Origin of the sequence: Cellulomonas sp. Leaf334, assembly GCF_001424195.1 — a bacterium.
Classification (GTDB): domain Bacteria; phylum Actinomycetota; class Actinomycetes; order Actinomycetales; family Cellulomonadaceae; genus Cellulomonas.
Window position 1 is genome coordinate 1,019,799 of sequence record NZ_LMOO01000001.1, and the last position, 23,642, is coordinate 1,043,440.

A 23,642-nucleotide genomic window follows, 5' to 3' on the forward strand; every position below is an offset into this window, starting at 1 on the left:
CCTACCCGGCGAGGACGGCTCGTCAGGGCCGTCCGGGGGATCGGTGGACGCATCCGTGGGTCAGCCCACCGCTGCCTCCGAGGGGAGGCCCCCGGGTAACGTGCGACGCGTGACCTCCGACCCCCTGGACGCCCTCTCCCCCGCGACGCTCGTCGTCGTCGCCGCCGGCCGGCCGGACCGCGCGCAGGGTGCACCCGTGAACCCGCCCCTCGTGCTCTCCTCGACGTTCGTCTCGCAGGGTGTGCCCGGACCGGGCGAGCCGCTGTACGGCCGCATGGATGCCGCGACGTGGCACCCGTTCGAGGAGACGCTCGGCACGCTCGAGGGCTCCACGCACCCGGCGCTGGTGTTCGGCTCGGGGATGGCGGCCATCGCGGCAGCCCTGTCCCTGGTGCCACCCGGAGGACGCCTGGTCCTCCCGCGGCACGCGTACCAGGTGACGCTCGGCTACGCGCAGGACCTCCGGGACCGGCTCGGCATCGACGTGACCTTGGTCGACATCGACGACACCTCCGCCGTGGTCGGGGCCCTCAGCGAGCCGCGCCCCGCGTCGATGCTCTGGGTCGAGACGCCGACCAACCCGATGCTCGAGGTCGCCGACCTGCCGGCACTCGTCGACGCGGCGCACGCCGTCGGTGCGCTCGTCGGCGTCGACAACACGTTCGCCACCCCGCTGGTCCAGCGGCCGTTCGAGCACGGCGCGGACGTCGTGGTGCACTCCGTGACCAAGTACCTCGCCGGGCACACGGACGTCGTGCTCGGCGCCGCGCTGGCCGACGACGACGCCCTGCACGCGCGGCTGCACGCGTACCGCACGCTGCACGGGTCGATCGCCGGCCCGTTCGAGGTGTGGCTGGCCCTGCGCGGCCTGCGCACGCTCGCGCTGCGGGTCGAGCGGGCGCAGAGCAACGCCGCCGAGCTGGCCCGGCGACTCAGCACGCACCCTGCCGTCGCGGAGGTCCGGCACCCGAGCCTGCCCTCCGACCCGGGCCACGAGCGGGCGACGCGGCTCATGGACGGCTTCGGTGCGATCGTCGGCCTGCGCCCGCACGGCGGACCCGACGCGGCCGACGCCGTCGTCGCGGCCCTGCGCCTCTGGGTCCCCGCGACGAGCCTCGGCGGCGTGGAGTCGACGCTCGAGCGCCGGCGACGGTTCGCCACCGAGTCGGTCACCGTGCCGGAGGACCTGCTGCGGATGTCCGTCGGCATCGAGGACGTCGAGGACCTCTGGAACGATCTGGCGCAGGCCCTCGCGGCTGCTCCTCGTCCCCTCTAGGCGCCTTCCGCCTTGTGCGGCCTCGCCAGCAGCAGCGGGGCCAGCTGGTCGACGGGCAGACCCTCGTGGAGCACCCTCACGACCGCCGACGTGATCGGCATCTCGACTCCGAGGGTCGTGGCGAGCTCCAGGACCGACCGGCACGACTTCACGCCCTCCGCGGTGCCCCCGGTGGCGGAGATCGCCTCGTCGAGGGTCATCCCGCGGCCGATGTGGCCGCCGAGCGTGTGGTTGCGCGAGTCCGGCGAGGCGCACGTCGCCATCAGGTCGCCGAGGCCCGCGAGCCCCGGGAACGTGTCCGCGTCCGCGCCGAGCGCCAGCCCGAGCCGCGTGATCTCCACGAGGCCCCGCGTGATGACCGTCGCCATCGTGTTGTAGCCGAGGCCGCGACCCTGCGAGATGCCGACCGCGAGCGCGATGACGTTCTTCACGGCGCCGCACAGCTCGACGCCGACGACGTCGTCGTTCGTGTACGGCCGGAAGTACGCGGACGCGCACGCCCGCGCCACCAGCTGAGCCGTCGCCGCGCTGGTGGAGGCCACGACCGTCGCGGTCGGCTGCCGGTGAGCGATCTCGAGCGCCAGGTTGGGCCCGGAGACCACGGCGATCCGGTCGACGGGGATCCCGAGCGACTCCGCGACGACCTCGCTCATGCGACGGTCCGTCGACAGCTCGACGCCCTTCATCAGCGAGACGGCCACGGCATGGCCCGCGACGGCGTCGGCCAGGGGCGTGAGGGTGGCGCGCGCGCTCTGCGACGGGATCGCGACCGCCACGACGTCGGCGTCGGCGAGCACCGCCCGGGCGTCGCCCGACGCGGTGACCCGCGCGGGGAGCTCGACACCGGGCAGGTACGCCTCGTTGCGGTGCTCGTCGGCGATCTGCCGGCAGACCTTCTCGTCGCGACCCCAGACCGTCACGTCGCACCCGGCGTCGGCCATCACGGCCGCGAACGTGGTGCCCCAGGCTCCGGCGCCCAGCACCGCCGCCCGCAGTCGCGGTGCACCCGGGGGGTGCGGCCGGTCGTGCGTGACCTGGTCCGCCGTCACGGCAGCTCGGGATGGGTCGCGTGGTCCCCGCCGACGCGCTTCTCGCCCTGGGCGAGCGGCTTGCGCATGTCGTAGCGGATCGCCGGCGGCTCCTCGTCGCGCACCTGCGCGAGCAGCGCCGTGATCGCGTCCATCACGCGTTCCGTCGCCTCGCGCAGCGTGGCGGTGTCCTGGGGTCGACCGTAGAGGTCGTCCAGCACCACGGGAGGGCCGGCGACGACGGTGACCAGCTTGCGCGGGAACGGCTTGAGCAGCTTGCCGTAGCGGGCCAGCAGGTTCTGCGGGCCCCACTGGGCGACGGGGATGACCGGCGCCTGGGTGGTCAGCGCGAGGCGCGCGATCCCGGTCTTCCCGACCATCGGCCACAGCTCCGGGTCCCGCGTGAGGGTGCCCTCCGGGAACACCGCGACCACGTCACCACCCTGGATCGCCGTGACCGCCGCGGTCAGCGACTCCCCCGCCGACGAGGTGTTCCGGTACACGGGGATCTGCCCGGTCGCGCGCAGGACGCCCGCCAGCACGGGCACCTTGAACAGTGGCGCCTTGGCCAGGATCTTGGGCGCGACGCCGTTGTCCCACAGGTAGTGCGCGAACGTCAGCGGGTCGATGTTCGTCATGTGGTTCGAGGCGACGATGAACCCGCCCTCGCGCGGGAAGTTCTCGGTCCCGCTCCAGTCGTGGCGCGTCATCGCGCGCAGGAGAGGTCGCACGATGCGAGCGACGTTGCGGTAGGCGCGATTCGATCTGGCCGGCGGTTGCACGGGAGCCGATGCTACCTGTCAGTCGCGGCTGAACTCGGCGCCGAGCGCCCCGAGCTTCGCCATGAAGTGCTCGTACCCGCGGTCGATGAGGCTGATGCCCCGCACCGACGAGGTGCCCTTGGCGGTCAGGGCGGCGATCAGGTGGCTGAAGCCGCCGCGCAGGTCCGGCACCTCGATGTCGGCGGCAGCGAGCGGCGTCGGGCCCGAGACCACGGCCGAGTGGTAGAAGTTGCGCTGCCCGAACCGGCATGGCCGGCCGCCCAGGCACTCCTTGTAGACCTGGATGGTCGCACCCATGCCGACGAGCGCGTCGGTGAACCCGAACCGGTTCTCGTACACCGTCTCGTGGACGATCGACAGGCCCTTGGCCTGGGTGAGGGCGACGACCAGCGGCTGCTGCCAGTCGGTCATGAAGCCCGGGTGCACGTCCGTCTCGAGCGTGATCGAGCGCAGGTCGCCGCCGGGGTGGAAGAACCGGATGCCCGCGTCGTCGATGGCGAACTCCCCGCCGACCTTGCGGAACGTGTTGAGGAACGTCGTCATCTCGGGCTGCGTCGCACCGCGGACGTAGATGTCGCCGCCGGTCGCCAGGGCCGCCGACGCCCACGATGCCGCCTCGATCCGGTCGGACAAGGCCGTGTGCTGGAAGCCGACGAGGCGGTCGACGCCCTCGATCCGGATCACGCGGTCCGTGTCGACGGAGATGATCGCGCCCATCTTCTGGAGCACGTTGATGAGGTCCAGGATCTCGGGCTCGATCGCGGCGTTCGACAGCTCGGTGACCCCCTCCGCCCGGACAGCCGTCAGCAGCAGCTGCTCGGTCGCCCCGACGCTCGGGTACGGCAGCGCGATCTTGGTGCCCTGGAGCCGTCGCGGGGCGCGGATGTGGATGCCGTTGTCGGTCTTGTCCACGACCGCACCGAACTGGCGCAGGATGTCGAGGTGGTAGTTGATCGGCCGGTCGCCGATGCGGCAGCCGCCGAGGTCCGGGATGAACGCCTCCCCGAGCCGGTGCAGGAGCGGCCCGCAGAACAGGATCGGGATGCGGCTGGACCCGGCGTGCGTGTCGATGTCCGCGACGTGCGCCGACTCCACGTCCGTCGGGTCCAGGTGCAGGACGCCCGCCTCGGCGTCGGCGTCGACCGTGACCCCGTGCAGCTCAAGCAGCCCGGTGACCACGGCGACGTCGCGGATCTGCGGGACGTTGCGCAGCACGCTCGGTGTCTCCCCGAGCAGCGCCGCGACCATCGCCTTGGAGACGAAGTTCTTGGCACCGCGGACGGTGATCTCGCCCGAGAGCGGGTTGCCACCGTTGACGTACAGCAGATCGGTCATCGAACCATCGTCTCCCACGCGCGAGCATGCTCCTGACCGCACCGGCACCGGCACGCCGGGCAGGGTACGAAACCTTCACCAGATCGGGCCGGACGTCACTTCTTCTTGGCGCCGCCCTTGCCGGACTTCTTCTTGTCCTTGGCGTCGGCCTTCTTCTTCTTGGCGTCGGCCTTCTTCGCGTCGGACCGCTTCTTCGCGTCGGCCTTCTTGGCCGCGTCGGCCCGCTTCTTGACGTCGGCCTTCTTCGCCTCGGCCTTCGCCTTCGCCTTGGCGCTCGCCTTCGCTCCGGACGTCGGCTTGCTCGACGGCTTGGCTGCGACGCCGGCCGTCTCCGTCGGCGCCTTCGCCTTCCGTGCCGCACCCGCGGCGGCGGGCGTCCCGGTGGCGGCCGGCTCCGCGACCCGGGCCGGCTCGGGTGCCGCCAGACCCTGCAGCGAGCTCAGGTCCGCGACCGAGCCGAGCGGCTCGCCGGAGCCGTCGGCGACCCGGGCACGCAGCGTGGCACCGGGGTGGAACCGGGCGACCGTCGTCGCGGGCACGTCGAGCGCCTCGCCGGTGCGCGGGTTGCGCCCCGTGCGAGCTGCGCGCCCCGTGGCCTCGAACGTCCCGAACCCGGTGAGCGTCACGCGTTCCCCGGCCGCGAGCGCGGTCGTGATCTCGTCGAGCACGGCCTCCACGGCCGCAGCGGCGGCGGCTCGAGAGGCACCTCTCGCGGCGATCCGGTCGGCGATCTGCGACTTCCCCGGCATGGTGATCCTCCCTCGGCCGGCGCGCACTGCACCGTGGCCCAGCGCACACGCTAGCCACTGCACGGGCCCGGCGCGCCGCGAGGTGGTCGACGCGCCGGACCGGGGTCAGGGGCGGTGGCCGATCTCCACCGGTACCCCGGCCGGCCGCGCCGCCACGATCTCGACCGGCGGCAGGTGCTTGGCGGGCAGCGTGGCGGGGCGCCACGACTCGCGACGCGCCTCGAACTCGGAGATCTCGTCGGCGTGCTCGAGCGTCAGCCCGATGTCGTCGAGGCCCTCCATGAGCCGCCACCGCGTGTAGTCGTCCACCTGGAACGGGACCACGACGTCGTCGCAGGTGATCGTCTTCGACTCGAGGTCGACCGTCACCTCCGTGCCCGGACGCGTCTCGAGGATCTTCCAGATCAGCTCGATGTCCTCCTGCGCCGCCTGGGCCGCGAGCAGTCCCTGCTTGCCGGAGTTGCCGCGGAAGATGTCCGCGAACCGGTTCGAGATGACGACCTTGAACCCGTAGTCCTTGAGCGCCCAGACCGCGTGCTCGCGGGACGAGCCGGTGCCGAAGTCAGGGCCGGCGACGAGCACGGAGCCCGACGCGTAGGCCTCCTGGTTGAGGATGAACGACGGGTCGCCGCGCCAGGCGGCGAACAGCGCGTCCTCGAACCCGGTGCGCGTGACGCGCTTGAGGTAGACGGCCGGGATGATCTGGTCGGTGTCGACGTTGCTGCGGCGCAGCGGGACCCCGACGCCGGTGTGCTGGCTGAACTTCTCCATGACGTTCTTCTCGCTTCCTTCGGTCAGACCGTCTGGAGGTCGGTGAGGGGGCTTCCGTCGGGTGTCGGCGCCCCGGTGTCGAGGTCCGCGTAGGACGACAGCGTGCCGCGGATCGCGGTCGCGGCGGCGACGAGCGGCGAGACCAAGTGCGTGCGCCCGCCCTTGCCCTGCCGGCCCTCGAAGTTGCGGTTCGACGTGGACGCCGACCGCTCTCCCGGTGCGAGCTGGTCGGGGTTCATGCCCAGACACATCGAGCAGCCGGCGTTGCGCCACTCGGCGCCGAAGTCGAGGAAGATCTTGTCGAGCCCCTCGGCCTCGGCCTGGAGCCGCACGCGGGCCGACGCCGGCACCACGAGCACGCGGACGTCGTCGGACTTGTGCTTGCCGCGGACGACCTTGGCCACCGAGCGCAGGTCCTCGATGCGGCCGTTGGTGCAGGAGCCGATGAAGACCGTGTCGACCTTGATCTCGCGCAGCGGCTGTCCCGGGGTCAGGCCCATGTACTCGATGGCCCGCTCGGCGGCTCCGCGCTCGTCGGCGTCGGCGATCTCCTCCGGCACCGGCACCGAGCCGGACAGCGGCAGCCCCTGGCCCGGGTTGGTGCCCCACGTGACGAACGGCTCGAGGTCCTCGGCCTTGAGGACGACCTCGACGTCGAACTCGGCGTCCTCGTCGGTCTTCAGCGTGCTCCAGTAGGCCACCGCGGCGTCCCAGTCGGCACCCTCGGGCGCGTGCGGGCGGCCCTGGAGGTAGTCGAACGTGGTCTGGTCGGGGGCGATCATCCCCGCGCGGGCGCCGGCCTCGATCGACATGTTGCAGACCGTCATGCGGGCTTCCATCGACAGTGCGCGGATGGCCTCGCCGCGGTACTCGAGCACGTAGCCCTGCCCGCCGCCGGTGCCGATCTTGGCGATGATCGCCAGGATGATGTCCTTGCTGGTGGCACCCGGGGGCAGCTCGCCGTCCACCGTGATCGCCATCGTCTTGAACGGCGCCAGCGGCAGCGTCTGCGTGGCCAGCACGTGCTCGACCTCGCTGGTGCCGATGCCGAACGCCAGCGCACCGAACGCCCCGTGCGTGGACGTGTGCGAGTCGCCGCAGACCACGGTGAGCCCGGGCTGGGTGAGCCCGAGCTGCGGCCCGACCTGGTGGACGATGCCCTGGTCCGCGTCGCCCAGCGAGTGGATGCGCACACCGAACTCGGCGGCGTTGTTGCGCAGGGTCTGGATCTGCGTGCGGCTCGTCTCGTCGGCGATGGGCCGGTCGATGTCGAGCGTGGGGGTGTTGTGGTCCTCGGTCGCCAGGGTGAGGTCCGGGCGGCGCACGGGGCGACCCGCGAGACGCAGGCCCTCGAACGCCTGCGGGCTCGTCACCTCGTGCACGAGGTGGAGGTCGATGTAGAGGAGGTCGGGCGCCCCGTCGGTGCCCCGTCGCACGACGTGCGCGTCCCAGACCTTCTCCGCCAACGTGCCGGCCATCTTCTCGGTCCGTTCTCTCGTTCGATCTGTCGGCCGGGAGTGTGGTTTTCCCGGCTCGTCTGCTGCCGTACTTGCATCTCAGCCTTCGAGACGCCAATATCGACCTATGGACAACTCTAGCGGAGTCGGCGTGCTGGACAAGGCCGCGTCCGTTCTCAGCGCCCTCGAGGCAGGCCCGGCCACGCTCGCGCAGCTCGTCACCGCCACCCATCTTGCTCGACCGACGGCCCACCGGCTGGCCGTGGCGCTCGAGCACCACCGGCTCGTGGCGCGCGACATGCAGGGTCGGTTCGTCCTCGGACCGCGCCTCTCGGAGCTCGCGACGGCCGCCGGCGAGGACCGGCTGCTCGCCGCCGCCGGCCCCGTGCTCGCCGCGCTGCGCGACCACACCGGCGAGAGCGCCCAGCTCTACCGCCGCCAGGGTGACCAGCGCATCTGTGTCGCCGCGGCCGAGCGCCCCATCGGTCTGCGCGACTCGATCCCGGTCGGCGCCACGCTGACCATGCACGCCGGTTCCGCCGCGCAGATCCTGCTCGCCTGGGAGGAGCCCGACCGGCTGCACCGCGGCCTGCAGGGCGCCAAGTTCACCGCGACCATCCTGTCCGGCGTCCGCCGGCGCGGCTGGGCGCAGTCGGTCTCCGAGCGTGAGGTCGGGGTCGCGTCGGTGTCCGCGCCCGTGCGCGGTCCGTCGGGCCGCATCGTCGCCGCCGTGTCGGTCTCCGGGCCGCTCGAGCGCCTCTCCCGGCAGCCGGGCCGGCTGCACGCCGCTGCCGTCGTCTCGGCGGCCAACCGGCTGACCGAGGTCCTGCGACGGACGGCGGACTGACGTGGCCGTCCGCGGGGCCGCTGCCTCGCGACGCCGCCTGCGCCGACGCGTCGCGCTCGTCGCGGGCGGGGCCGGGCTCGTGCTGGGCGTCGTCCTCGCCCTCCTGGGCGGCGGCGGCGCCGGCGATGCCGTGGTCACCGGGTTCCTCGTCGGCGCGGTCGCCGCGGTGATCGGCTGGGGCGTCGTCGCGCTCCTGCCGACGTCGTCGCACGGCCCGCCCGGCCAGCACTGATCAGCTCGGGGAACGCCGAAGGCCCGGTCACCGTGGTGACCGGGCCTTCGAGTACGTACCCCCGACCGGATTCGAACCGGCGCTACCGCCGTGAGAGGGCGGCGTGCTAGGCCGCTACACAACGGGGGCCTATACGCTGCTCGGCCCGTGGGCCTCGCTTGCGAGTGAACACTCTACCCGATGCTCCGAGGAGATCGAGCCAGCGGTGCTCGCGCTGGGGTACCAGGACTCGAACCTAGACTAACTGAACCAGAATCAGTCGTGCTGCCAATTACACCATACCCCATGGGGGTATAACGCCCGGAGCTCGGAGGTCGCCTGGCGGGGCGGACCCACGCGCATCCGGACGTCGTACCGGCGGTGAACACTACCCGAGCGCCGAGGCCGGGTCCAACTGGCGGCCCGTCACGTGACGAAGGCCACCCGAAGGCCACCCCCGCCCTCCGGTCAGCGCGGGACGTTCCCGAGCTCGGTCGCGTCGTACCAGAGCAGGTCCCGCTCGTCGAGGCGCGCAGCCGCGGCCTCGTCTCCCCCGGCAGCCAATGCGACATCGGCCGCTGCGCCGGGTTCGTCGACGTGCGCGCAGATGACGTCGCCCTGCGGGACGGCGCGGGTCAGCTCGACCGCGCTCGGCACGTCGTCGTCGTCCGACAGGGCGAGCACCGCCGCGTCGGCGACGTCCGCCGACACGACGCACCGCAGCTGCGGGGCGTCCGGTCGCTCTCCCAGGAGGACCAGGGAGTCGTCCGCCGCTGCCAGCTGCGCGGCGTACTCCAGCCCTTCGTCGTCCTCGTCGGGGAACATCGCCCGGAGCGCCGGTGTCACGGCGTGGGCGCGACGGGCCGACAGCGGACCGGACGCGGGATCGAGCTGGTCGAGCGAGGCGGGGAGGTAGATGCGCACGAGCCCAGTGTGCCCGGTCCGCGCACGACCGCCCGCTCACGCGCACCGGCACCGCCCAGGCACGCGCACCTGCTCAGGCGCGCACCGGCTCGGTGACCGGCCCCTCGACGGTGGTCGCGACGAGCAGGGCATCGACCCGCGCGGCGACCCCCGCCAGGACGCGGCGCGCGGGTGAACCCGGTGCAGCCTCCCGCAGCGTCCGCGCCTCCAGCAGGGCCGTGTCCAGAGCCGCACGGTCGTCGGGCACCAGGTGCGCGTCGGTGACTCCCGCGTACCGGGCGAGCGCCTGACCGACCGCCTCCGCGGGATGCGGACCCGCGACAGTGGCCCGGACCCGGTTGACCAGCACGAACCGCGTGCTGCCCAGCCCGAGGTCGGTGAGCTCCCCCAGGCCACGGACGAGCCGCTGGATGCCGACCGGGTCCCCTGCACCGACCACGAGCACGACGTCGGCCGCCTCGAGGGCGCTCAGCGTGGCGGCGTTCCTGCGCGGTGCCCGGGTGTCGTAGCTGAGCGCCTCGTCCTGCTCGAGGCAGAAGCCGCAGTCGATCACGGTCCACTCGGCGAGCCCCCGGGCGACCGTCCACACGGCGTCGAGCGACGAGGACGGGAGCTCCGGCCAGCGGTCCGCCCGCGAGATGCCCGACAGCACCCGCAGGTCGGGGGCGATCGTCGGGGTGAGCCGGGCGAGCGTCATCAGGTCGAGCGTGCCCTGCCCGGCGGCACGTGCGGCGGCCGCGAGCCCCGGTGCCTCGTCGAGCATCCCGACCACCTGCGCGACGCTCCCGCCGTAGGTGTCGGCGTCCACGAGCAGCGTCCGGCGCCCGGCCGCGGCGAGCTCCGCGGCCACGTTCACGGCCACCGTCGTGCGGCCGGGCGCGCCCGTCGGACCCCAGACGGCCACGACGAGGCCCCGCGCCGGACGGCGGACGGTGTGCTCGTCGGGCCACGACGGCTCCGGCGCACCGTCCGGTGCGGCACCGAGGATGGCGAGCGCCTCCCGCACGACGTCGCTCGCGGACGCCTCGTCGTGCGGCGCGACGGCCACCAGGTCCGCACCGAGCGCCACCAGCCGCTCGCCGAGCCACGGACGCGTGGCGTCGCCGATGCCCACGACACGGACCCCGGCCCGGTGCAGCAGCTCGATCGCCTCACGGTCGAGCAGGTCGAGGTCGCCCGAGACGACGGCCAGCCGCCCGAGCCCGGCCTCGGCGGCCGCGAGCAGCTCGGTAAGGTCGGCGCAGCGCCGGGTCACGCTGAGCCGGCCGCCCGTCTGCTCGACGGCCTGGACGATGATCGCCTCCGCCGACCCCTGGACGGCGCAGAGCACCCCGACCGCCACGTCAGCCTCCCGTGCCCAGGACCGGGACGACGTCGACGGTGCCCTCGGCCGCGAGCGCCGTGAGGATCGCGGGGAGCAACGAGCTCGGGACCAGGACCTGCACGGCGCTCCCCCCCGACGCGCCGAAGGCTCCGGACGGCGTGCTCACCTCGGCGACCGTGAGGCCGCCCGCCAGCTCGTCCGGTGCGGCCGGCTCGGCGTCGTCCGTCGGGGCCGGCGGGGTGAACCACAGGTCCACGAGCGCGCCCGGGACCACGTCGCTCGACGGTGCACGGGTCAGCGTCACCGAGACGGGCCGCAGGTCGAGGTCCGCCGACGAGCCCACCGCGGACGCGGGCACCAGCTCGCCGCGGCCCACGGCACGCACGGCCACCACGTCGGTCGCGACCGGCCGGTCGGCGCGCAGGTAGTGGTCGAGGTTGACGGTGCCCAGCCGGACGTCCACGACGGCGAGCTCCTCGGCCGCCACGCGGTCGCCCGGTACCAGCGCGGCGCGCGTCACGTAGACGGGGACCGTGGCCTGCGCCGTGCGCACCGCCCACGAGCCGAGCAGCACCGACGCGGCGACCATCGCGATGCCCGCCAGGAGCCGGGGGTCACGCCAGCCGGGACGCCGCAGCCGAGCCGCCGCCGGTGCGGGCAGGTCCATCACGCTCGTGTCCATCGGCTCCCCTGGTTCGTGGTGCGTCGCAGCAGACGGCCATCCTGCCGTCTGCGGACCGACGCGAACGGAGCATTGTGGACAACCAGGTCCGGGCGCCACCGCGTGCCACACTGCGGTCATGTCTTCGCGGTTCCTGACCCTCGCGGACGTCACCGAGGTGCTGAACATCTCGGCGCCGCAGGCCTACGCACTCGTCCGCTCCGGCGAGCTGCCCGCCATCCAGATCGGCGGGCGGCTGCAGTGGCGCGTCGAGTCGACCGAGCTGGAGAAGTACATCCAGCGCATGTACGAGCAGACGCGCGCCCGCATCTCGAGCGACGGCAGCACGATCGACGACGGCGCCGGGGACTGACCGGCCCTCACCCCGTCTGGACCACCCGCAGCGTCGTGAACGCGACGGCCCACCCGCCACGGCGTGCCCCGTCGACGTCGGCGAGGTCGAGGTGGTCCGCCCCGACGCGCTCGATGCGGCCCGTCAGGTCGGCGTCACCGGCCCGCACCCGGACCACGGCGCGGTCCCGTGCCAGCGCACGCAGCGCGTGACCGAGCCCCAGCCGCGACTCCACCGCGCCGGGGGCGGGAGCGGCGTGCCCGACCAGCCCGTCGACCGCCGTCGCGGCTGCGAGCGGGACGAGGGCACGCCGCACGGGCGACGTGGCCAGCAGGAGCCACTCCGGCGCGGCGTCGACCAGCTCACCCTCGACCACGTCGTCGCCACCCACGAGCATCCGCACCGGTCGGCCGACCGACGCGCGAGCCCGCGCCGCGAGGGTGATCGACGCCCGCTCCGCGCGCGCGAGCTCGGCCACGTCGGCGCGGACGTCGGCGAGCCGACCGGCCGCGAGCTGGGCCTCCATGTCCGCGAAGAGCGACTCCCACCGCATGCGTGCACGGTACCGGTGGCGGGTCGTCGTCACCGACGGTCGTCGGCGGCAGGGCGTCGACGGGTCCACGTCTCGTCGACGACGGCGGCGAACCCGACGAGGACGACCATGGCCCAGAACGAACGCCGGTCCGACGCGTACAGGTCGACGACGAACCAGACGAGCACGACGCCGGAGACGGCGACGGCCACCGCGGTCAGCACCGCGGACGCGCCGAGCTCGGTGCGCAACCGGAACGCCGCCACGGCGACGAGCAGGAAGACCGCGAGCGACACCGCGCTGCCGACCGAGGCGAGAGCACCCACGCCGAGCACGGTCACGAGCGCGACCATCAGCGCCGCGGTGATGAGCAGCCCTCCGTGCGGGCCCAGCCGCGTGCCCGGGCCGAACACCCGCGGGAAGGTCCCGGAGTCCGCCAGCGCCGCGCTCAGCCCCACCGCGCCGTACAGCGTCGCGGTCACCGTGGACGCGGTCGCCAGCAGCGCCGCGCACGCCATCATCACGAACCCGGCCTGGCCGAGCGCCGGTTCCGCGGCGACCGCCAGAGCCGTCGGGCCGGCTGCCACGACCTCGTCGACGCTCAGGGTGCCGAACACCGACAGCGCGACGGCCACGTAGAGCACGGTGGTGATCGCCAGGGCCGAGTACAGCGCGACGGGGAGCTCCCGCCGGGGCGCGGCCAGGTCGCCCCCCGAGAACGAGATCACCGCGAAGCCGAGGAACGCGAAGAACGTCAGGGCGATGCTGGCCACGATGTCGTCCACGCCGGGGTAGGTGCTCGGCGCGAGGAGCGCTGCGTCGACGTGCGGGAGCGTGCCGACGACGAACACGGCGAACACGGCGAGCAGCAGGCCGACGACCGCCGTCTGCACCCGGTCGACTAGGCGCGGCCCGGCGACCGTGACCCCCGCGCCGAGCACCACCAGCACGACGGCGCACAGCCGTGACAGCCGGCCGCCCGGGGGTGCGTCGGCGAGCAGGACGGCGGCGTAGTCCCCGAACGAGGCGGCGACCATCGCGCCCACCACCACGATCGCCGTCAGGTACCCCAGCCACGCGGCGACCCCGACGAGCCGGCGGCTGCGGAAGCCGTGCTCCAGGTAGACGATCAGACCGCCGGACGACGGCCAGCGCATCGCGAACTTCACGAGCGTGTACCCGAGCGTCGCGGACATCGCCCCGGCCAGCAGGAACGAGATCCACACCGCGGAGCCGGCGATCGCGCCGGCCTGCCCGAGCAGCGCGAAGATGCCGGCGCCGACCATCGCGCCGATCCCCAGCACCACGGCACCGCGCACGGTCAGCCGGGCTGTCGCCGCCGGTGCCGGCTCGGACATGGGTGCCCCCTCGGGTGCTGCCGCGGGGCCGCGGCCCGTACGCCCGACGATAGCGGCGCTCAGCCCACGGGCTTGCGCGCCACCAGGAGCAGGTGCGTGCTCGGCCACACCGCGTCGGCGCCTCCGGCGACGGTCACCGCGACACCGTGGGACAAGCGGTTCTCCACCAGCCAGTCGTTGCGCCACGGACCCGAGCCGGGCGCGACCTCGAACCCGACCGACGTCACGAGGTCGACCCAGTCGGACCAGGTCAGGTCGCAGAACCGCTCGTGGCACTCCGAGAGCCAGTTGTCGGTGTAGTCACGGGTGTAGAGGAACTCCATCGCGTCACGACGGCTCAGCCACGCACCGCGCACCTCGCCGTCGGGGCCCCGGTCCCAGTCCACGGGAAGCTGTGCGCCCGCCAGCTTCGGGAAGTCACGGGCGAACTGCGCCAACCGACCGGCCGGCGTCAGCGCGACGATCCGGTCGTGCACCCGCTGCCGGTCCCAACCGGTCAGGTCGACGGCGTCCGCGACCGGCTCGGGCGGCGGCTCGAAGCGCAGGTGGACCCGCGTGTCGCCGTCGTCGGGCCCGAGGACGTCGGAGTTGATCCACACGCCTCCCGGGGCGGTGTGCTCGAAGATCCGGGTGGCGAGCCGCTCGAGGTCGGCCCGACCGTCCCCGTAGGAGCTGATCTCGTGGGTCAGCGCGACGGTGATGGTCGTGTTGACCGACGAGCTCGGGAACACCGACGAGCGCAGCAGGTTGCGCTGCGCGAAGTAGACGCTCGGGTTGGCGAAGACGCCCTGCGCCTTGCGGTGCTCGGCCTCCGCGACCAGGTGCCGGGACACGTCCACGCCGTACAGGTCGGACTCGGCCAGGCGCGGGTCGCGGGCGGCGCGCTCGAGCAGCCCGCCCGCCGCGCAGCCCAGGTCGACGACCCTGCCGGGGACGACGAACGGGGCGACCTGCTCCCACTTGCGGTCGGACGCGTCGTCGAACGCCGCGGTGTAGGTGCGGTAGTCGCGGGTCTCGGTCAGGTCGCCCTCGGACCCGACGGTGGGGTCGGTGTGGATGAGCCGGACGGCGTCGTCGAGGCGGTACTGGTCGTAGAAGGTCACCGACTGGTCGTGCGCGAGGTCCCGCCAGGTCGGGTCCCCCGCGACCATCAGCTCCAGGACGTCCCACGGCCGCGCGGGGGTCGGGTCGACGCCCGCCTCGACGGTCACGATCCGGAACCCGAGCTCGGCGTACATCGCAGCGACCGCGGGCGTGGAGCAGGCGACGACGGTGTTCTGCGGGGTCAGGGAGCGCCCCGTGGTCATCTCGACGTTGCCGAGCACGGTGACCGCGAACCGTGCGGACATCGGCACGTCCGGGATCGGTGCGACGAGGGACGGCAGGTGCTCCGACACGCTGACGCGCTCGATCATCGCCTCCCGTCGGTGCGCCGGCAGAGGGTTGCGGCGCGTGCCGGTGTGCGTGGCGGAGGTGACGCCCCAGACGACCACCGCCGCCGGGTCGAGGGCGACGACCTGGCCTCCGGTGTCGGTGATCTCGCCCCGGGACAACGCGTGCAGGTACTCGACCTGGAACCGCGTGACCAGGTGGTGGCGGCCGGGGAACAGGACGTGGTCGACGGAGGTCATGCGGGAGGGTATCCGCCCTCGCGATCACGCTGGTGCACCTTCCGGGCGGCGCCGTACCGCCGCATGCCGGACATCGCTGGACACACCGGCTCGCACTCAGGTACATCTATGTCACGCGAGCATCATCAAACTGCATCAAACAACATGGTCAGGGGCAAACATGGTGGGCACGAGGATGCGACGAGCAGGGACTCCGATCGGAGGTCTGCTCGCGGGGACGCTGGCGTCGGCCACGCTGGCGGGGGTGCTCGCGCTGCACGTGCGGACCGTGCTGTCGGCCCACGTCGGCCCGTGGCAGGTCGACGCCGTGACCGAGGTCGCCGTGACCGCCGTCGGAGCGCTCGTCGCCCTCTGGCTCACGTTCGGCGCACTGCTCGCGACCGTGTGCGTCCTCGTGCGGGTCGCCGGTGCGAGCTGGCGGGCCGGTGAGCGGCTCGTGCACCGGTGCGCGCCGCAGGTCGTGCGCAAGGCACTCGTGCTGGCCGTCGGGGCGGGGATCGGGCTCGGCACGGCGACCGGCGCCTCGGCGGTCGCTCCCGAGCCGTCAGCACCGGCGTCCGCGGTCGTCGAGCCGGTCGACTCCGCCGTGCGCGACGACCTCGGATGGGCGGTGAGCACCACCTCGACGAGCACTCCGACCCTCGCGCCGCAGGCGACCCCCGCGGCCACCGCGACCCCGGGCGTCGCACCGACCGCCCCGGAGCCGGCCGACGGCTCGGCGACGACGGCGCCCGCTCCCCCGGCCGAGGTGGCCGTCGAGACCACCGCCGCCGACCACCCCGTGACTGCCCCGGCGCGCACCGGGATGGGCGCCGTGGTCGTGGAGGCCGGGGACAGCCTCTGGTCGATCGCCGCGCGCCACCTCCCACCGGGCGCGACCGACGCGCACGTCGCCGCCGCGTGGCCGCACTGGTACCAGGCCAACTCGGCGGTGATCGGTGCCGACCCGGACCTCATCCGACCAGGTCAGGTGCTCACGGTGCCCGCCACCGTCGCGGTGCCGGCCCTGTGAGCGCCGACGTCGGGGCCGTCGTGCTCACCCGTGGCAGGACCCCCGCCGAGGACGCCTTCGCCCGGGTCCGCGGGTCGGAGGACAGGCAGCGCCCGCCCGGCACCACCCGGCCGGGACGAGCCCGCGCGCGCCGCCCTCAGGTCCGGCTGGTCCCCGCCCTGGCGCCGACGGTCGTCGAGGAGGCGACCGGTCCTGCGCACGCGGCGCCCCCGACGGCGGACGGTCGGATCGCGGTCCTGCGGGTCACCGACCGGTCGCTCGTCGTGGAGGCCGACGACGACGCCCCCCGCCTGCTCCCCGACGGCGATCCCGCGACGGTCGCCCGCGCGGTCGCGCTGGCGTCGCTGGAGGTGCTGGCCGGCCGGCGCTCCGTCGCGCAGCTCGCCCGCTGGCTGACCCCGGGCGTGTACGAGTCGCTGCAGGTCCGGGCGGGGCTGACCCAGCGCGTCCTCGGCACGACCGGCGGTGGCCGTCCGCCCGCGATCCGCCGCAGTCGCGCCTGCCGCGTCGACCCGCACGTGCTCGAAGCGAGCCTCGTGGCCGACGACGGCGTGCGGGTGCGCGCCGTCGCGCTCCGGCTCGAAGGGCACCGCGGCTCCTGGCGCGTCACGGCGCTCGAGATCGGCTGAGCAGACACACCGAAGCCCGCCCCCGGACAACGGGGGCGGGCTTCCGTGTGCGTCAGCGCTTGCGCTGCTGCTTGGCGGCCTTGCGACGCGCCTCGCGGTTGGACTCGCCGTCGGCCGCGGCCGGACGGGCGCCCGCGTTCCCGCCACCTGCGTCGCCCCGGGTCACCACAGCGCCGTCGCCGTCGACCGACGGCGCGCTGTACTGCAGCGGTGCACGCTGCTCCGGCCCGTCGATGCCCTTGGCCACGAGCTTGCCCGGCGTCGGGCCGTCGGAGACCGAGCGCGGGAGCGTGGCCTGGGCACCGGCGCTGGCCGCGGCAGCGACGGCGGAGTCGGCGGTCACCGCAGGAGCGTCGGGCGCGGCGACCTGGACCTCGAGGTTGTAGAGGTAGCCGACCGTCTCCTCCTTGATGGCGTCCGTCATCGCGTTGAAGAGCTGGTAGCCCTCACGCTGGTACTCCACGAGGGGGTCGCGCTGCGCCATCGCGCGCAGACCGATGCCCTCCTTGAGGTAGTCCATCTCGTAGAGGTGCTCGCGCCACTTGCGGTCCAGGACCGACAGGGTCACGCGCCGCTCCAGCTGGCGCATGTTCTCCGACCCGATCTGCTCCTCACGCTCCGCGTAGGCGTGCTCGGCGTCGGAGAGGATCTCCCGCTCGATCAGCTCGGCGGACAGCCGGGTGGGTCCACCGGCCTGGTCGACGACCTCGTCCGGGGTGATCGTGACGGGGTACACGCCCTTCAGGGCGGTCCACAGCGCGTCCAGGTCCCACTCCTCCGGCCGCCCCTCGGTGGTGGCGCCGGTGATGTACGCCGAGAGCACGTCGGAGCGGAAGTGCCGGACCTGCTCGTGCAGGTCCTCACCCTCCAGCACCCGGCGGCGCTGCTCGTAGATGACGACGCGCTGGCGGGACATGACGTCGTCGTACTTCAGGACGTTCTTGCGGATCTCGAAGTTGCGGGACTCGACCTGCGACTGCGCGGACTGGATCCCGCGCGTCACGATCTTCGACTCGAGCGGCATGTCCTCGGGGAAACCGGCGCGCGTCATCATCGACTCCGCGAGCGAGGAGTTGAACAGGCGCATCAGGTCGTCCTGCATCGACAGGTAGAAACGCGACTCGCCCGGGTCGCCCTGACGGCCGGAGCGCCCGCGCAGCTGGTTGTCGATGCGACGCGACTCGTGGCGCTCGGTGCCGAGCACGTAGAGCCCGCCGAGCTCGACGACCTCGTCGTGCTCCGCGGCGACGGCTTCCTTGGCCTTGTCGAGCGCGGCCGGCCACGCGGCCTCGTACTCCTCCGGCTGTTCGGCGGGCTCGAGGCCACGGGCGGCCAGGTCGGCGACGGCCATGAACTCGGCGTTGCCGCCGAGCATGATGTCGGTCCCGCGGCCGGCCATGTTCGTCGCGACGGTGACGGCGCCCTTGCGGCCCGCCTGCGCGATGATCGACGCCTCACGCGCGTGCTGCTTGGCGTTGAGGACCTCGTGCGGCACGCCCTGCTTCTTCAGCTTGGACGAGAGCAGCTCGCTCTTCTCGACGCTGGTGGTACCCACGAGCACCGGCTGACCGTGCGCGTGCCGCTCGACGATGTCGGCGACGACGGCGTCGAACTTGCCGTCCTCGCTCTTGTAGACGAAGTCGCGCTGGTCGATGCGCTGCATGTCGCGGTTGGTCGGGATGGGCACGACGCCCAGCTTGTAGGTGCCCTGGAACTCCGCGGCCTCGGTCTCGGCCGTACCGGTCATCCCGGAGAGCTTGCCGTACAGGCGGAAGTAGTTCTGCAGCGTGATCGTGGCGAGCGTCTGGTTCTCGGCCTTGATCGCCACGCCCTCCTTCGCCTCGATCGCCTGGTGCATGCCCTCGTTGTAGCGGCGGCCGGGCAGGATGCGCCCGGTGTGCTCGTCGACGATCAGCACCTCGCCGTTCATCACGACGTAGTCCTTGTCCCGCTTGAACAGCTCCTGCGCCTTGATGGCGTTGTTGAGGAAGCCGATCAGCGGGGTGTTGAGGGACTCGTAGAGGTTGTCGATGCCGAGGTAGTCCTCGACACGCTCGATGCCGGGCTCGAGCACGCCGACCGTGCGCTTCTTCTCGTCCACCTCGTAGTCGCGCTCGACCTGCAGGCGGCGGACCACCTTGGCGAACTCCGCGTACCAGCGGTTGGTGTCCCCAGAGGCGGGGCCGGAGATGATCAGCGGGGTCCGCGCCTCGTCGATGAGGATCGAGTCGACCTCGTCGACGATCGCGAAGTTGTGACCGCGCTGGACCAGCTCGTCGGTGCTCCACGCCATGTTGTCGCGCAGGTAGTCGAAGCCGAACTCGTTGTTGGTGCCGTACGTGATGTCGCACGCGTACTGCTTGCGGCGCTCGGCGGGGTCCTGGTTGGACAGGATGACGCCGCTGGTCAGCCCGAGGAAGCGGTACACACGCCCCATGAGCTCGGACTGGTAGCTGGCCAGGTAGTCGTTGACCGTGACGACGTGGACGCCCTTGCCGCTCAGTGCGTTCAGGTACGCGGGGGCGGTCGCGACGAGCGTCTTGCCCTCACCCGTCTTCATCTCGGCGATGTTGCCCAGGTGCAGGGCGGCACCGCCCATGAGCTGCACGTCGAAGTGGCGCTGTCCGAGCGTGCGCCGGGCCGCCTCGCGGACCGTGGCGAACGCCTCGGCGAGCAGGTCGTCCAGCGTCTCCCCCTCGGCGAGCCGGGCCCGGAAACGTTCGGTCTCCTCGCGCAGCTCGGCGTCGGACAGCGCGACGAAGCTGTCCTCCAGGGCGTTGACCTGCTGGGCGATGCCCGACAGCTTCTTGACGATCCGGCCTTCACCGAGGCGCAGGACCTTCTCGAGGATCGCTGGCACGCACTACTCCCGACGTGTTCGCGCTCCGGGCGCTAGCGGCGTCGGAGCGGCTGAGGTGACCGGCCGCACGGCCGGGCGCGTCCATCGTAGGCGAGCCTGCGCGGCGTGGGCGAAGAACGACCACCGCAGCCGCCAGCAGGATGGCCCCGACCACACCGGCGGGGCCGAGGCGCTCGTCGCGCAGCAGGACCGCCCCGACGGTCGCGGTCAGCGGCTCGAGCAGCGCGAGCAGGGCCGCGGTCGTCGCGGGAACGCGCCGCAGGCCCGTGAAGTAGGCGCTGTAGGCCGCCGCGGTGGGGACGACCGCCAGGTAGGCGAGGAGCACCCAGCCCTCCGCGTCGGACGGGACCCCGAGGCCCGGACCGGCCACCGCGGCGACCGGCAGCAGCGAGATTCCGCCGAGCGTGAACGACGTCGCCGTCAGCGGCAGCGGGCCCAGACCGGGCACGTCGCGGCGGTTCAGCCCGGTCATCGTCGCGAACGCCGCGGCAGCCACGAGGGCGATCAGGGCGCCGGCCGCTGTCCCCGGACCGGCCGCGTCCGACGGCCCCACCAGGAGCACCAGCCCGGCCAGCGCCATCCCGAGCGCGACGAGCGTCCGCGGCGACGGGAGCCGCCGGGCGGACACGGCGGTGCCCACCGCGACGAGCAGCGGCGCGGCCCCGAGGGCGACCAGCGTGGCGACCGCGACGCCCGCGCGCTGGACCGCTGCGAAGTACGCGGCCTGGTAGACGGCGGCGAGCAGGGCGGTCTCCACCACGAGCAGGACCACCGGGCGGGTCCGGGCCAGCCCGCGCAGCGCACCGGTCACCGCGAGCGCGAGCAGGAGCACCCCCCCGCCGCCGAGGAGCCGGTAGGCGGCGACGGTCAGCGGCGGCAGCCCCGCGGAGTCGGCCAGCGCGGCACCGGCCAGACCGCCAGTCCCCCACAGGACGCCGCCCAGCGCGACGAGGGCGAAGTCGCGGGGGCGCGTCTCGTGCGTCACGCCGACCGGACGGCGTGCGCCAGGGCTGGTGCGAGGTCACCGCGCAACGACCCGTCCCGGTCGCCGACGACGATGTCGGGCAGGCCGAGCCACCCGGCCAGCTCGTGCAGCTCCGCCGCCAGCGGTTCCACCACGTCGGCGTCGGGCACCGACGAACCGGTCGCGCGGTGGGCGGCGAGCACGCGCAGGGTCCCCGCCTGACGGTCGGCCTTGAGGTCGACGAGCGCCGGCAGCGACTCCCCCAGCAGGAACGGGAGGACGTAGTACCCCCAGACCCGCTTGGGCTCGGGGGTGTAGATCTCGATGCGGTAGCGCAGGCCGAAGAGCGCCTCGAGGCGGCGGCGCTCGAAGACGAGCGGGTCGAACGGGTTGAGCAGCGCTCGGCCGGTGGCCCGGCGCGGCAGGTCCGCGTCGCGGTGCCGCCACACGGTGCCCTGGTTCCACCCGTCGACCACGACCTCGTGGAGCACGCCCTCCTCGACGAGGTCGGTGATGGCGGCGGCGGCGCGGGACTCCTTGATGCGGAAGTAGTCGGCGATGCTGCGCAGCGTGCCGATGCCGTGCGCGCGCGCGCCGATCTCCGTCAGCGCCCGGACCGCGTCCTCGTCCGACGGCTCGGGCAGGGCCAGCACGTCGGGCGGGAGCACGCGGCTGGTCAGGTCGTAGCGGCGCTCGAACGCGCTGTTGCGACCGGCCGACGTGATCTCCCCGGTGAAGAACAGGAACTCCAGCACGCGCTTGGCCACCGACCAGTTCCACCCCCACTCGCCGCGCGTCGTGGGGTGGTCGGCCTCGAAGTCCTCCTGCACCTGCCGCGCGGTGAGGGGGCCGCGCTCGGCGATGATGGCGCGGACCTCGTCGATGATGGGCGAGTGCTTCAGCGGCACCTCCGCGATCGCGCCCCACGCCTGGTCGACGTAGGCGCGCTGCCGCCACCCCAGCAGCCGGAACGTCTCCGGCGGCACGTAGGACGCCATGTGCGCCCACGTCTCGACGAGCCGGCGCGGCGCCGTCCCCGACGCCCTGTCGAGCAGCGCAGGGTCGTACGCGCCCAGCCGGGAGAACGTGGGCAGGAGGTGCGCGCGGGCCAGCACGTTGACCGAGTCGATCTGCAGCACGCCGAGCCGGTCCACCACCTGCTGGAACTGCCGCATGGTCGGCTCCGCGGTACGCACCGGGCGCGGGCGGTCGAGCCCCTGCGCGCGCAACGTGATGCGACGGGCCTGCGACAGGGTGAGGCGTTCGGCGGTCACCCGCCCATCCTGCCGTCCTCCACCCACACGACGACGCCCGGCCGGTCGTGTCGACCGTGCCGGGCGTCGTCGTCGATCGAGTCTGGTCAGCCGCCGACCGTCGCGAGCGGGGCTGCGGTCACCGCGGCGTCGAGCTTGATGACGCCGTAGCTCCACCCGCGCCGGCGGTACGCGACCGACGGCTGGGCGGTCTCGGCGTCGATGAACAGGAAGAAGTCGTGACCGACGAGCTCCATCTCGTAGAGCGCGTCGTCGACCGTCATCGGCTGTGCCTGGTGGACCTTCTCGCGGATGACGACGGGCGAGTCGCCGAGCGTCGTCTCGACCGCGGCGTCCGGGTCGACGGGTGCGGGCGCGGCCGGCTCCGGCTCGGGCGGACGCACGTCGACGGGGGCGATCGGAGTGTGGTTGCGGTGGTCCTTGCGCCGGTCGCGCGTCCGACGGAGTCGCTCGAGGAGCTTCCCGAGAGCCAGGTCCAGAGCCGCGTACCTGTCGTCCGCACACGCCTCGGCGCGGATCACGGGCCCGCGGTCGACGACGGTGAGCTCGACGCGCTCACTGCTGCCTGCCTGTCGGGGGTTCGTCTCGTGCGACACGACGACGTCGATGCGCTGGGCGCGGGGGGCCAGCTGCTCGACTTTCGCGAGCTTCTGCTCGACGTGCGCCCGATACTTCGGGAGCACCTCGGTGTGCCGGCCGGCAACCACGATCTCCATGTGAGCCTCCTGAGAGGGTCAGGGGCGGGTCGTGCCCGCCCGGGGTGACAGTGCGATGGGCTGCCCCAGGGGGCAGTCGGGCGGCGTCACCTCCTCCCGCGGCCGGCCCGGTCGACCCGTGGGGGTCGGTCCGAGCTCGCCGTCGGCTCAGGACCCCACGCTAACCCCGCGCCAGCGCTCGAACCACCCGCGCCGCTCAGTGATCACCCTGTGGACTGCGCTCGCGGGAGTCGGGGCGCAGCCCATGGGCCGGGAGTCGACGCGAGCGTCACCGCGCCCACGACCTGCGCGCCGGCACGCTCGAGCGCGGAGCGGCACGCGGCGATCGTCGCACCCGTGGTGAGGACGTCGTCCACGACCAGGACCCGCCGGCCGGCCAGTCGCGCGACGTGCCTCGTCGGCACGCGGACGTGACCGGCGAGGTTGCGGGTGCGCGCCCGGGCGCCGAGACCGACCTGGTCGTGACCCCGCGTCCGGACGAGCACCGGCGCCGCCGCGGCGACCACGCCCCCGAGCGCGAGACCGTCCGCGACGCCCGTCGCGAGGGCGTCGACCAGGTTGCCGCCCCGGCGTCGACGCGCCGCGCCCGTCGACGGGCTGGGCACGACCAGCAGAGGCCCAGCCACGACGTCGGAGGACAGCCCGGGGGCTGCGTCGGCGAGGGCGGCCACGAACGGGCGCGTCAGGTCGAACCGTCCGCGGTCCTTCCACGCGACGACGGCGCGCCGGACCGGGCCGGTGCAGTCCGCGAGCGTCCACACCGGCAGCGGACCCGACCCGTCCATGCGGTCGAGCCGAGGGACCCGGTCCTCGCACCGCCACAGCCCACCCGCGAGACGGTCCGCGCACGCTGCGCACCACGCGACGTCGTCGAGCCCGCAGCCGGCGCACTCGACCGGGACGAGCAGACCGAGCAGCTCACGCGCGAACGTCATGCGCTGAGCGTGCC

The 23,642-nt window shown here is 73.4% G+C and carries 23 protein-coding genes and 2 tRNA genes; 6 read left to right on the plus strand and 19 right to left on the minus strand.

The annotated features are described in order from the left end of the window. Positions 1-109 precede the first annotated feature (109 nt). Positions 110-1,276, plus strand: a complete 1,167-nt coding sequence (locus ASF78_RS04525) for a PLP-dependent aspartate aminotransferase family protein (protein ID WP_056585228.1) — start codon at positions 110-112, stop codon at positions 1,274-1,276. On the opposite strand, the gene ASF78_RS04530 is transcribed toward ASF78_RS04525, so the two are convergent. The 6 genes from ASF78_RS04530 to leuC form a co-directional block, all read right to left on the minus strand. Then, positions 1,273-2,325, minus strand: coding sequence for an NAD(P)H-dependent glycerol-3-phosphate dehydrogenase (locus tag ASF78_RS04530; protein WP_082494791.1), 1,053 nt, complete (start codon positions 2,323-2,325; stop codon positions 1,273-1,275). The genes ASF78_RS04525 and ASF78_RS04530 overlap by 4 nt on opposite strands. Beyond that, positions 2,322-3,086, minus strand: a complete 765-nt coding sequence (locus ASF78_RS04535) for a 1-acyl-sn-glycerol-3-phosphate acyltransferase (protein WP_056585230.1) — start codon at positions 3,084-3,086, stop codon at positions 2,322-2,324. The genes ASF78_RS04530 and ASF78_RS04535 overlap by 4 nt, the downstream gene beginning before the upstream one ends. Before the next feature lie 18 nt (positions 3,087-3,104). Next, positions 3,105-4,421 carry a UDP-N-acetylglucosamine 1-carboxyvinyltransferase gene (gene murA, locus ASF78_RS04540; RefSeq protein ID WP_056585232.1) on the minus strand — a complete coding sequence of 439 codons (1,317 nt, stop codon included), beginning with the start codon at positions 4,419-4,421 and terminating at the stop codon, positions 3,105-3,107. Between the two features lie 95 nt (positions 4,422-4,516). Beyond that, positions 4,517-5,170: an HU family DNA-binding protein gene (locus ASF78_RS22700; RefSeq protein WP_056585234.1), complete on the minus strand. Its 654-nt coding sequence runs from the start codon at positions 5,168-5,170 to the stop codon at positions 4,517-4,519. 105 nt (positions 5,171-5,275) lie between these two features. Continuing rightward, positions 5,276-5,941 (minus strand): 3-isopropylmalate dehydratase small subunit, encoded by a 666-nt coding sequence (gene leuD, locus ASF78_RS04550; RefSeq protein ID WP_056585236.1) that lies wholly within the window; start codon positions 5,939-5,941, stop codon positions 5,276-5,278. Between the two features lie 23 nt (positions 5,942-5,964). Beyond that, on the minus strand, positions 5,965-7,419 hold the full coding sequence (gene leuC, locus ASF78_RS04555; protein WP_056585238.1) for a 3-isopropylmalate dehydratase large subunit: 1,455 nt from the start codon (positions 7,417-7,419) through the stop codon (positions 5,965-5,967). 106 nt (positions 7,420-7,525) lie between these two features. Here leuC and ASF78_RS04560 point away from each other — a divergent pair, with 106 nt between their 5' ends. Both ASF78_RS04560 and ASF78_RS04565 read left to right on the plus strand, forming a co-directional pair. Continuing rightward, a complete protein-coding gene (locus ASF78_RS04560) occupies positions 7,526-8,245 on the plus strand; it encodes an IclR family transcriptional regulator (RefSeq protein ID WP_028046824.1) in 720 nt (239 codons plus the stop codon). A gap of 1 nt (position 8,246) precedes the next feature. Then, positions 8,247-8,477: a hypothetical protein gene (locus ASF78_RS04565; RefSeq protein ID WP_056585240.1), complete on the plus strand. Its 231-nt coding sequence runs from the start codon at positions 8,247-8,249 to the stop codon at positions 8,475-8,477. 56 nt (positions 8,478-8,533) lie between these two features. Here ASF78_RS04565 and ASF78_RS04570 read toward each other — a convergent pair. The 5 genes from ASF78_RS04570 to ASF78_RS04590 all read right to left on the minus strand — a co-directional run bounded on the left by ASF78_RS04570 (position 8,534) and on the right by ASF78_RS04590 (position 11,386). Then, positions 8,534-8,606 (minus strand) — tRNA-Glu (locus tag ASF78_RS04570). A gap of 85 nt (positions 8,607-8,691) precedes the next feature. Next, a tRNA-Gln gene (locus ASF78_RS04575) sits at positions 8,692-8,763 on the minus strand. Positions 8,764-8,924: 161 nt separating this feature from the next. Further along, complete coding sequence (locus tag ASF78_RS04580; protein WP_056585242.1) at positions 8,925-9,380, minus strand: hypothetical protein; 456 nt, start codon at positions 9,378-9,380, stop codon at positions 8,925-8,927. 73 nt (positions 9,381-9,453) lie between these two features. Further along, positions 9,454-10,722: a P-loop NTPase gene (locus ASF78_RS04585; RefSeq protein WP_056585244.1), complete on the minus strand. Its 1,269-nt coding sequence runs from the start codon at positions 10,720-10,722 to the stop codon at positions 9,454-9,456. Between the two features lies 1 nt (position 10,723). Continuing rightward, positions 10,724-11,386 (minus strand): hypothetical protein, encoded by a 663-nt coding sequence (locus ASF78_RS04590; protein WP_056585246.1) that lies wholly within the window; start codon positions 11,384-11,386, stop codon positions 10,724-10,726. Between the two features lie 118 nt (positions 11,387-11,504). On the opposite strand from ASF78_RS04590, the gene ASF78_RS04595 reads away from it, so the two are divergent. Beyond that, positions 11,505-11,738 (plus strand): helix-turn-helix domain-containing protein, encoded by a 234-nt coding sequence (locus ASF78_RS04595; RefSeq protein ID WP_056585248.1) that lies wholly within the window; start codon positions 11,505-11,507, stop codon positions 11,736-11,738. A 7-nt stretch (positions 11,739-11,745) separates the two neighbouring features. On the opposite strand, the gene ASF78_RS04600 is transcribed toward ASF78_RS04595, so the two are convergent. From ASF78_RS04600 to ASF78_RS04610, 3 genes are read right to left on the minus strand one after another with little or no spacing between them, the layout of a single operon-like run. Next, on the minus strand, positions 11,746-12,270 hold the full coding sequence (locus ASF78_RS04600) for a hypothetical protein (protein WP_056588149.1): 525 nt from the start codon (positions 12,268-12,270) through the stop codon (positions 11,746-11,748). A 29-nt stretch (positions 12,271-12,299) separates the two neighbouring features. Then, the gene (locus ASF78_RS04605; RefSeq protein WP_056585250.1) at positions 12,300-13,607 is read right to left on the minus strand and encodes an APC family permease; all 1,308 of its coding nucleotides are present in this window, start codon (positions 13,605-13,607) and stop codon (positions 12,300-12,302) included. Positions 13,608-13,666: 59 nt separating this feature from the next. Further along, positions 13,667-15,238 carry a methyltransferase domain-containing protein gene (locus ASF78_RS04610; protein WP_056585252.1) on the minus strand — a complete coding sequence of 524 codons (1,572 nt, stop codon included), beginning with the start codon at positions 15,236-15,238 and terminating at the stop codon, positions 13,667-13,669. Positions 15,239-15,413: 175 nt separating this feature from the next. Here ASF78_RS04610 and ASF78_RS04615 point away from each other — a divergent pair, with 175 nt between their 5' ends. Both ASF78_RS04615 and ASF78_RS04620 read left to right on the plus strand, forming a co-directional pair. Next, positions 15,414-16,250, plus strand: a complete 837-nt coding sequence (locus ASF78_RS04615; protein WP_056585254.1) for a LysM peptidoglycan-binding domain-containing protein — start codon at positions 15,414-15,416, stop codon at positions 16,248-16,250. Beyond that, positions 16,247-16,879: an Rv3235 family protein gene (locus ASF78_RS04620; protein ID WP_056585256.1), complete on the plus strand. Its 633-nt coding sequence runs from the start codon at positions 16,247-16,249 to the stop codon at positions 16,877-16,879. The genes ASF78_RS04615 and ASF78_RS04620 overlap by 4 nt, the downstream gene beginning before the upstream one ends. 52 nt (positions 16,880-16,931) lie before the next feature. Here the strand turns inward: ASF78_RS04620 and secA are convergent, their stop codons facing one another. The 5 genes from secA to ASF78_RS04645 all read right to left on the minus strand — a co-directional run bounded on the left by secA (position 16,932) and on the right by ASF78_RS04645 (position 23,628). Next, complete coding sequence (gene secA, locus ASF78_RS04625) at positions 16,932-19,739, minus strand: preprotein translocase subunit SecA (RefSeq protein ID WP_056585257.1); 2,808 nt, start codon at positions 19,737-19,739, stop codon at positions 16,932-16,934. Next, complete coding sequence (locus ASF78_RS04630; RefSeq protein WP_056585259.1) at positions 19,702-20,724, minus strand: DMT family transporter; 1,023 nt, start codon at positions 20,722-20,724, stop codon at positions 19,702-19,704. Before ASF78_RS04630 ends, secA begins: the two co-directional genes overlap by 38 nt. Continuing rightward, a complete protein-coding gene (locus ASF78_RS04635) occupies positions 20,721-21,977 on the minus strand; it encodes a winged helix-turn-helix domain-containing protein (protein WP_056585261.1) in 1,257 nt (418 codons plus the stop codon). The genes ASF78_RS04630 and ASF78_RS04635 overlap by 4 nt, the downstream gene beginning before the upstream one ends. Positions 21,978-22,063: 86 nt before the next feature. Next, the gene (hpf, locus tag ASF78_RS04640) at positions 22,064-22,693 is read right to left on the minus strand and encodes a ribosome hibernation-promoting factor, HPF/YfiA family (protein ID WP_056585262.1); all 630 of its coding nucleotides are present in this window, start codon (positions 22,691-22,693) and stop codon (positions 22,064-22,066) included. A gap of 203 nt (positions 22,694-22,896) precedes the next feature. Next, positions 22,897-23,628 (minus strand): ComF family protein, encoded by a 732-nt coding sequence (locus ASF78_RS04645; protein WP_056585265.1) that lies wholly within the window; start codon positions 23,626-23,628, stop codon positions 22,897-22,899. Positions 23,629-23,642 lie beyond the last annotated feature (14 nt).

Bases quoted from the DNA above. Each gene is read 5' to 3' on its own strand.
- murA (WP_056585232.1), bottom strand. From the start codon at position 4,421: ATGACCGATCTGCTGTACGTCAACGGTGGCAACCCGCTCTCGGGCGAG.
- ASF78_RS22700 (WP_056585234.1), bottom strand. From the start codon at position 5,170: ATGCCGGGGAAGTCGCAGATCGCCGACCGGATCGCCGCGAGAGGTGCC.
- leuD (WP_056585236.1), bottom strand. From the start codon at position 5,941: ATGGAGAAGTTCAGCCAGCACACCGGCGTCGGGGTCCCGCTGCGCCGC.
- leuC (WP_056585238.1), bottom strand. From the start codon at position 7,419: ATGGCCGGCACGTTGGCGGAGAAGGTCTGGGACGCGCACGTCGTGCGA.
- ASF78_RS04560 (WP_028046824.1), top strand. From the start codon at position 7,526: ATGGACAACTCTAGCGGAGTCGGCGTGCTGGACAAGGCCGCGTCCGTT.
- ASF78_RS04590 (WP_056585246.1), bottom strand. From the start codon at position 11,386: ATGGACACGAGCGTGATGGACCTGCCCGCACCGGCGGCGGCTCGGCTG.
- ASF78_RS04595 (WP_056585248.1), top strand. From the start codon at position 11,505: ATGTCTTCGCGGTTCCTGACCCTCGCGGACGTCACCGAGGTGCTGAAC.
- ASF78_RS04600 (WP_056588149.1), bottom strand. From the start codon at position 12,270: ATGCGGTGGGAGTCGCTCTTCGCGGACATGGAGGCCCAGCTCGCGGCC.
- ASF78_RS04605 (WP_056585250.1), bottom strand. From the start codon at position 13,607: ATGTCCGAGCCGGCACCGGCGGCGACAGCCCGGCTGACCGTGCGCGGT.
- ASF78_RS04610 (WP_056585252.1), bottom strand. From the start codon at position 15,238: ATGACCTCCGTCGACCACGTCCTGTTCCCCGGCCGCCACCACCTGGTC.
- ASF78_RS04615 (WP_056585254.1), top strand. From the start codon at position 15,414: ATGCGACGAGCAGGGACTCCGATCGGAGGTCTGCTCGCGGGGACGCTG.
- hpf (WP_056585262.1), bottom strand. From the start codon at position 22,693: ATGGAGATCGTGGTTGCCGGCCGGCACACCGAGGTGCTCCCGAAGTAT.
- ASF78_RS04645 (WP_056585265.1), bottom strand. From the start codon at position 23,628: ATGACGTTCGCGCGTGAGCTGCTCGGTCTGCTCGTCCCGGTCGAGTGC.